6 protein-coding genes are annotated in these 7,792 nt (G+C 68.9%); 3 read left to right on the plus strand and 3 right to left on the minus strand.

Annotation, left to right across the window (positions count from 1 at the left end):
• Positions 1 to 382 precede the first annotated feature (382 nt).
• From AC07BF_RS37305 to AC07BF_RS37315, 3 genes are all read left to right on the plus strand, one after another.
• The gene (locus tag AC07BF_RS37305; RefSeq protein ID WP_400812323.1) at positions 383 to 544 is read left to right on the plus strand and encodes a hypothetical protein; all 162 of its coding nucleotides are present in this window, start codon (positions 383 to 385) and stop codon (positions 542 to 544) included.
• An 83-nt stretch (positions 545 to 627) separates the two neighbouring features.
• A complete protein-coding gene (locus AC07BF_RS37310) occupies positions 628 to 1,335 on the plus strand; it encodes a hypothetical protein (protein WP_478334567.1) in 708 nt (235 codons plus the stop codon).
• A 468-nt stretch (positions 1,336 to 1,803) separates the two neighbouring features.
• Positions 1,804 to 2,970: an alanine--tRNA ligase-related protein gene (locus tag AC07BF_RS37315; RefSeq protein WP_478334568.1), complete on the plus strand. Its 1,167-nt coding sequence runs from the start codon at positions 1,804 to 1,806 to the stop codon at positions 2,968 to 2,970.
• Between the two features lie 317 nt (positions 2,971 to 3,287).
• On the opposite strand, the gene AC07BF_RS37320 is transcribed toward AC07BF_RS37315, so the two are convergent.
• The 3 genes from AC07BF_RS37320 to AC07BF_RS37330 all read right to left on the minus strand — a co-directional run bounded on the left by AC07BF_RS37320 (position 3,288) and on the right by AC07BF_RS37330 (position 7,267).
• Positions 3,288 to 3,896 (minus strand): SMI1/KNR4 family protein, encoded by a 609-nt coding sequence (locus AC07BF_RS37320; RefSeq protein WP_400812329.1) that lies wholly within the window; start codon positions 3,894 to 3,896, stop codon positions 3,288 to 3,290.
• Positions 3,897 to 4,254: 358 nt separating this feature from the next.
• Positions 4,255 to 6,744 carry a helicase associated domain-containing protein gene (locus AC07BF_RS37325; protein WP_478334569.1) on the minus strand — a complete coding sequence of 830 codons (2,490 nt, stop codon included), beginning with the start codon at positions 6,742 to 6,744 and terminating at the stop codon, positions 4,255 to 4,257.
• Between the two features lie 133 nt (positions 6,745 to 6,877).
• Positions 6,878 to 7,267: a hypothetical protein gene (locus tag AC07BF_RS37330; protein WP_478334570.1), complete on the minus strand. Its 390-nt coding sequence runs from the start codon at positions 7,265 to 7,267 to the stop codon at positions 6,878 to 6,880.
• Positions 7,268 to 7,792: the final 525 nt, after the last annotated feature.

Here is a 7,792-nt window from a genome sequence, read left to right on the forward strand (position 1 = left end):
CCCTCAAACGCTCCCAACACCGCAACTGGCCGCAACCAGAACCGGCGACAGTCACCATCACCCAGCCAGGAGCAACCTAAAGTCACCGGCATTGGTACTAGGCCGCGCGCGGCTGTCCTGAGGCGGTTCTCGCCCACGCCGCATTTGAGCTGACGGACGCCTACACCGCGCCGCGTGTGCGGCTGGCTGACCGAATCGCCGAGACGCGGAACCTGGGAGCCAATCGATATCAAAGCCTTCGATCAGAAGGCAATTTTCTGAACAGAACGTTAAATACAAGGCCTTGTCTCGTATTTGGGTGTAGCCTCTGAAGCGCAGAGGTGGTCCGAAGGGTCGGCATCGCGGTGACGCCGACGGATCACCCGCGGACAGGGAGAGCACCATGAACTACCACCTCGAGGTGGCGCGGGCGACGATCGACGAGCGTCTGCGGGAGGCCGAGAAGCACCGCCTCGCGCGCGCTCTCCGGCTCAAGAGCCGCGCCGAGCGCACCACCCGACGCGCACACCGGGCCCTGACAGGTCTGGTCGGCCCGACCGTATGAGCATCACCCGCGATGGGCCGTCACCGCAGCACCGGTGACGGCCCATCTGCGATCTGCAAAGAAGCCTTCGGCGAACCGGTCCGGTGGCGCTGGCCAACCGGCAGGAGGCGGTCGGGGACCTGTCGGCGGAGTGCTGTCGCGGCCGCTGGCGCAGGGAGGTCCGCGACTACAACGAGGACGGCTGGCGCGAGTACGACGGCGCCGTACCGGTCATCGCGACCACGCTGGAGCTGCTGGCCGAGCACGGGCCACTCGGACCGGTGTGGTGGCGCTACGGCCGCCCAGGACGGCACTCCCCCATCGAGGCGCTGGAGAACCCGAACAACCGCGCCGCCTACGACCTGCGCCAGGTCGCCCGCGAGCGCGAAGAGCACCAGGCCCACCAGGAGCTGATGGACTCCCTGGCCTGCGTGGACTGCGGCGACCTCCCCGAAGAGGAGAGCACCTACGAATACGGGCTCCACGGCCAGTGGACCCGCCGACCCGGCGGCCGCTGCTGGACCTGCCACCACGACCGCAACGAGCGGCTGGAACGGGAAGCCGAAGAGCAGTTGGAAGCAGCCCGGGCCGCGAACGCGCAGCTGCGCCCGTGCTGGACGTGCCGGGGCTCGATCGGCGGCAAGGAAGGCTCGAACCTGGAGCTGCGGGAGAAGGCCGGCCCCGACCGGCTGGAGTGCCCGAAGTGCGCGCAGGCCCGCGCCGCGAAGAACCTGGGCCCGCTGGTGCTGCCCGCCCCGACCAAGCGCGAACAGCTCGCTGCGCTGGTCTCCGCCCCGGACGATCCGTGGTAGGAGGAGCGGGTGCTGCACGCCAAGCTCTACCCGGTGAAGGACTGACCTGTGACAACGAAGTTGGACCAGTTGTCATCGAAGTCGGACCGACGGCAGTTCGTGACAGCGAAGTTGGATCGCCCCAGGTCAGAGGAGCTGAGCGAGTCTGTCGGCGTGGAGTGAGCCCAGGCCGGCTGTCCGCCCCGGGCGTCAGTTGGCGGGTTTTGCCAGGACGTCCAAGCGGTAAATCGTGTGCCCCGGGGGCACCGGGCGCGTTACCCTCGGCGCTATGAACGTCACAGGCCGAAGCATTACCGCGACCGCGCGAGCGACCAGCTCGCCGGTTGCCGCCGCCTGACGTACTCCCTACTTCCACCGGCGACCGGAAACGGTCTGCCGGTGGTTCCATGGCGTTCCCGCCCCGGTTCCGATGATCGTGCGGACCCGTTGTCCGGTGCCTCCCCGCTGCACACGCGAAGGAGCCACCCCATGAACACCGACCAGATCGTCCGCACGTTCGTCGAGTACTTCGAGGAGCGCGGCCACCGCCGGATCACCGGCTCGACCCTGCTGCCGCCGCCCGGCGACCCGGTGCTGTTCACCACCTCCGGCATGCACCCGCTCACCCCGTATCTGGAGGGGCACCCACACCCCCTCGGCAGGCGGTTGGTCAATGTGCAGCGCTGTCTGCGCACCACGGACCTCGAGGAGGTCGGCGACAACACCCATCTGACCGTCTTCGAGATGCTCGGCACCTGGTCGCTCGGCGACTACGAGGGCCCACTGAGCCTCGACTGGGGTCATGGCCTGCTCACCGAGGGGTTCGGCATCGATCCGGGGCTGCTCCATGCCACGGTCTTCGGCGGCGACAACCAGACCGGCCCCGACACCGCTTCGCTGGAGCTGTGGCAGGAGCGCGGGGTGCCGGTCGAGCTCACCGTCGAGGACAACTGGTGGTCCAACGGACCGACCGGCCCGTGCGGCCCCGACTCGGAGATCTTCCTGTGGACCGGCGACACCCCGCCGGAGTCGACGCCGACCGGTGACGACCGCTGGGTGGAGGTGTGGAACCACGTGATGATGCGGCATCGACGGCTCGTCGACGGTTCACTCGTGCCGCTCCCGCAGCGCAACGTCGACACCGGACTCGGCCTGGAACGGCTGGCCTCACTGCTGCAGGGCTGGCGGTCGGTGTTCGAGTGCGACGTCTTCGACCCCTGGCGCCGGATCGTGCCGACCTTGTGGCAGCTGGACGAACCGCCGCTGCGGCTGGTCTGCGACCACCTGCGCTCGGCCATCGTGGTGATCGGCGACGGGGTGCGCCCGGCCAACACCGGCCGCGGCTACGTGCTGCGCCGGCTGGTACGTCGGGTGCTTACCGTGCTGCGGCGGGACGATTCGTGGCGCGGCCTCGGAGACCTGCCGGACGAGCTGATCCAGCACACCCTGGACCACTTCCGCCAGGACGGAGACCCGGACGTCGTGCGCCGGGTGCTGCTCGAGGAGGAACGCCGTTTCAGTCGGCTCCTGGAGCGCGGCCGGCAGGTACTGGCCCGCCCCCGATTCCGAGGCCCGTTGAGCGAGGAGGACTTCCACTACCTCCACGACACCCATGGTCTGCCGCGCGACCTCGTCCTGAACCTGCGGCCGCGGTGACGGCGGTTCACGGCGACGAATCGAGGTCCGGAGACGTGACCCCCACCTGCGTGGTGGATCCCCAGTCACGGAAAGCGGGGATCCACCACGCAACAAGGAGCGCTGATCCGCCACACCCGCTCTCGGCCCAACTTCATTGACATAAAACGCCGTCGGTCCATCTTCGATGTCACGGTCAGCGTCAGCTTTCCTGCGCATCCCGGCTGCCGATGACCTGTGACAGCGAAGTCGGGGCGGTTGTCACCGAAGATGGGACAACGCTACTTTGTGACACAGAAGTTGGGACAGATTTGTCTCGTCGGTGGGGGAAGTGTGGGTCAGATCCATGCGGGTTTCCATCCCAGTTCGCGGGAATCGTCCACTGTCGCAACGACAGGATTCTCGGGGCCACCAAGATCCGCGTGCCACATCAACGTCGGGGTACCTGACTCGAGTGCATCAGCGATGTCCACGAGCATCGAGCCCACGCTCTCCCACAACGGCACTCCAAGGCCCCAGCGTTCGTGGTCCCAGTAGAAGACGGCGCCCTGCCACTCGCCGGACCGCAGATCGACGACCAGGCCGTCACCGTCAGGGCTCATCGCGATCGGCATGAACTCAGTCAGGAACCCCGCTTCAGCCTCACCCTTTTCGGTAAGCCCCAGACCTTCCTGCTCGGCGACCAACAGCCATATCTCTCGTGTCTCCCACGCCTCCTCCAGACCCACCGGCGCGAACGACCCCGGAAGCCAGAAGTCGGCGCTGACGCCCATCAGCCCCCACCAGGTCCGCAAATCCTCGGACAGTACCAGTCCCAGCTCCTGCTCGACCGCGTCGAGACTCGCCACGTCCGAAGCCAGCCAGGCGGAGGCTGGTCGGACGTGAGCATTGAGCCACGTGCCAATCCGCTCCCACGACTCCCGCACACCATGAGCAATCGAATCCATGGCTCACAGTCTCCTGGACCACCCCTGCGGAGATACAAGGGAGCAGGCCCGCGACGGCCTGGGCACGTGAGGCTGCATCTGGCTGAGCAGCCGAGTCCGTACCCCGACACTTTCCAACTTCAGCGTCACAAACTGAGCTGCTTCCCTGATTCGCTGACGCAAACAGCAGTTGTCCCGACTTCGATGACAACCGTCCCAACTTCGCTGTCACAGGTCAGCCGACTGCAACACGGGGTGCAACACGGGGTGCAACGCGGGCTCCGCGTTGCACCCCTGAACTGGGCTTTTGTCTCTCCGGAGGGCAGCCGGGCCGTGTTGCACCCGTGGCGGCCCGGCCCCGGCTCGCGTCGGCGTCCGGCTACTCCCAGCGCATCCCGAGTTCGGTGAGCCGGGCGGCGCGTTCGGCGGGGATGTCGGCGCGCCTGCTGCGGCTGTTGGCGATGAACAGGCCCAGGCTGATCTGCACGGTGGTGCCGTCGTCGGTGCCGTCGTCGGTGCCGTCGTCCAGGACCAGGGGCTCCTTGTGCTTGCGGGGGACGTTCAGGTGCCCCTCGCGCTCGCGGTACTGGGTGGCAGCGGCGAGGTTCCGAGCCTCTTTCTCCGCGTGGCTCACCTTCCCCGCCGGCTTCTGCTCGGCGGGCAGCGGCCCGATTCCGAGGACGTGCTCCAGCGCCCACTGCTGGGCGGGGGCGAGCTTGTCCCAGCCGTTCTGTTGGGCGCGGCCCCACCCGGCCAGGTCCTCGCCCTGGACGACGACGCTTCCCGGCTCGGCCCCGGCGAGCGTGCCGCCGTCCTTGATGTGCCGCCAGGCCAGGGCGAAGCACCGCTGCCACTCCACCGACCAGGCCGGGCACCACGCCGGGTCGATCGCGTCCAGGGCGGCCTTGCGGTCGGCGGTCAGTGCCCCGGTCCAGTCGAGGCCCTGCTCGCCGGCCTCGGCCCTGCGCTGGAGGGCTTCGGTGCGGCGTTGGGCGGTGCGCAGGTTCTTCATGATGGTTCCGACCGGGCGCCCGCCCCAGACCGCCTCGTTCGGGGGGCAGGCGTGGCCGTGTTCGGCCGCGTACCCGGCCACCGCGGTCAGGTTGTCGGTGAAGGCGGTGTCGAACGCCGACCAGATCATGCCCAGCGCGTCCAGCTCCTTGACGCGCTCGGCGTCGAGGACGTCGGCGGCCTTGTAGCGGCGCTGGTCGGCCACCCACACGCCCAGCCGGTGCCTGGACGGCGCCCGGTAGGCGTAGGGCACCTTCACGTCGCCGAACTTCTCCCGGTAGGCGAGCAACTCCTCCAGGCCCCGCCGGAACTCCTCCCGCTCCGGCTCCAGCACCCGGGTCCGCACGAACGCCGCGATCACCGCCGGGTCGCGCTGAGTGGAGAACTGGAGCAACTGCGCCTCCTCGCCGGCGGACCGGAGCGCGTCCGGTTCCCCGGCGTGCTTCGGCTCGCGCGCCGGGCGGGTCTCGGACTGGGGCATGGCCAGGCGCTCGACGGCGGCCGCGTCGTGTGCGCGCAGCGCCATCAGCAGCTTGGACAGGCCGTCGTAGGCCCGGGAGGTCAGCAGCTGGCTGCCGTTCTCGCCGGCACCGAGCAGGACGGGCACCACGATGGTGGCGACCTTGCCGCTGCCCGGCTTCATCCGCAGGGCCCGGCCGATGGCTTGGACCAGGTCGACCATGGAGCCGCGCACGTCGGCGAAGTAGACGGCGTCGCAGTCGAAGGTGTCCACGCCTTCGGAGAGCACCTTGACCGAGGCGAGGATGTACCGCAGCAGCCGCCACCCGTTGTCCTTGACCAGGGAGGCGAACGTGCCCAGGACCGCTCGGCGCTGGGCGGAGGTGTGCTCGGCCTCCAGCCACGTCGTACCGATCAGCGCCGGGTCCGGGTGCAGCGCCGGGTCCTGCTCCCACAGCACCCGCGCCACATCCGGCAGACCGACACTCAGTGCCCGCGCCTCGGCCACCATGTGGTGGAAGGACAGCACCCGCGACAGGTCCCACTCCGAACAGGCGGTCAGCAGCGCGGTCTGCAAGGCCGCCAGCCGGGCTCCCCGGTACTCCACCGACCGGTCACTCGCACCCTGCTGCTCCAGGCCCTGGAGGACCGGGTCGGAGACGTCCACGCACAGGATCCGGTACGGGGCGATCACCCCGTCCGAGATCGCGGTCCCGAGCGGGTAGTCGTGGGCGACGGGCCCGAACAACGCCTCGTCGTCCATGCTCGCGATCAGCTCGGCTGCCTCGATCCCGGCCGCCTCCGCCCGCTCCCGGTCGCTGTCCTTGACCGCCCACAACCTAGGGGTGGCCGTCATGAACAGCCGGCGGTCACATGGGATCCGGGTGTTGTCCAGGATCGCCGCCCACGGCCGCCCAGCCTGACCACTGACCCGGTGCGCCTCGTCCACGACCGCGAGCGAGAAGGCCGGCAGCCCCAGATGGTGGGCCTTCTCCAGGTGCCCCAGACCCAGGCTCGCGTAAGTGGCGAACACCGTCACCCGCCCAGGCCCGGCCGTCCACTTCACCAGCTCCGCCGGATCGGTGGTGCACCGCAGGCCCACAGGCTGCTCGTTGCCCACCAGCGAGCAGAGCCCGACCATCCGGCCGCCGTGCCCCTCCCGCTGCCAGACCTCGACCGTCTGCTCCAGCAGCGGCAGCGAGGGCACGATCACCAGCGTCCGCTCGGCGTGGAGCCGCGAGGCGACGTGAACGGCCGTCAGTGACTTGCCCGAGCCCGTCGCGGCCCGGATCTGGCACCGCAGCCCCTCCGGCGGCACCAGACCCGACGCGGGCAACGTCAGAAGTCGTACTGCCGCGTCGCACGCCTCTTCCTGGTGCGGGCGCAATTTCTTCGCCATATTGATAATTCCCCTTTCCCGGAATTCATGTGACGTTCCCGAAAAGCCAGTACCAGCCTTTCGGACTGGGTTCGGCATTCCATGAGCGGTGGTGGTGTCGGCGGTCATGGCGGGCGGTTGGCCTCTCGTGTCGTCAGAGATCGAGGGCACGGCGGTCGCCAGTGAAGCGGTCGAGCAGCGGCAGTTGCCCACGGGAGAACAGGGCTGGCCATGGCAACTGCTCGTGGTTGCCGCGGCCGAGCGCCGCGACGTATGGGCCACGGAGCGCACGGAGGCGGCGCCAGGCGCGGCCTTGCCGGGTCCGGGCCCCGGCGATGTATCGCTGGACAATCGGCTCCAGGAGCTCGCGGCCGTGCCGGACGTGCGCGGTGGCCAAGGGGCTGCGCTCGATGGGAGCGATGCCGCGCAGGGCGGGCGTCACCACCGTGTCGAAGGCACGCAGGACCTCACGGGCCACGGCCTTCCACTGCTCCTGGTCACTGAGTGTCCGCGTGGGTTCAATTCCGTTCGTGCCGTCGTCCATCGTGTTCCCCTCAGCGTTGCAGTCCGGTTTCCAGAGCTGTCTACGAGAGCGTTTCGAGGTGCCGGTTCCGGGAAGTTCTGTGGCCTCCAGAATCTCCCCATAACCCTGTTGCCATCCCAGAGTCTAGCGGATAGCCAACTTTGATGCACGAGAACGGGCGAAGCCCGCCCTCTCCACCATCCCAACGAGTGACCCCACCCCATGACCACCTATCACCATCCCACCCCCCAAGGCGCGAAGCGCCTTCACCCGCCACCCCAGACAGCCCGGGCGAAGCCCGGCCCCCACCCCCACTCACCAAGGGCCGAAGGCCCCACCTTCCATACCCCCTCAGCTCCGCAGCGAAGCGGAGGAGCTGACCCGCCACCACCAAGGACGCGCAGCGCCCGCTCTCCCGATCGGGCGCTGCCCGATCCGGCCGGCGCAGCCGGCCCTGGCCCCGCGCCGGGCGGGCCCGGCCCCGACCAACCACGAAGAGCCCTACCCCAAAGAGAGGGGAGACAAGAGACGAAGAAGCAGCGTAAA

This window comes from Kitasatospora sp. NPDC043950, assembly GCF_056435345.1.

Bases quoted from the DNA above. Each gene is read 5' to 3' on its own strand.
- AC07BF_RS37315 (WP_478334568.1), top strand. From the start codon at position 1,804: ATGAACACCGACCAGATCGTCCGCACGTTCGTCGAGTACTTCGAGGAG.
- AC07BF_RS37325 (WP_478334569.1), bottom strand. From the start codon at position 6,744: ATGGCGAAGAAATTGCGCCCGCACCAGGAAGAGGCGTGCGACGCGGCA.
- AC07BF_RS37330 (WP_478334570.1), bottom strand. From the start codon at position 7,267: ATGGACGACGGCACGAACGGAATTGAACCCACGCGGACACTCAGTGAC.
- AC07BF_RS37320 (WP_400812329.1), bottom strand. From the start codon at position 3,896: ATGGATTCGATTGCTCATGGTGTGCGGGAGTCGTGGGAGCGGATTGGC.
- AC07BF_RS37305 (WP_400812323.1), top strand. From the start codon at position 383: ATGAACTACCACCTCGAGGTGGCGCGGGCGACGATCGACGAGCGTCTG.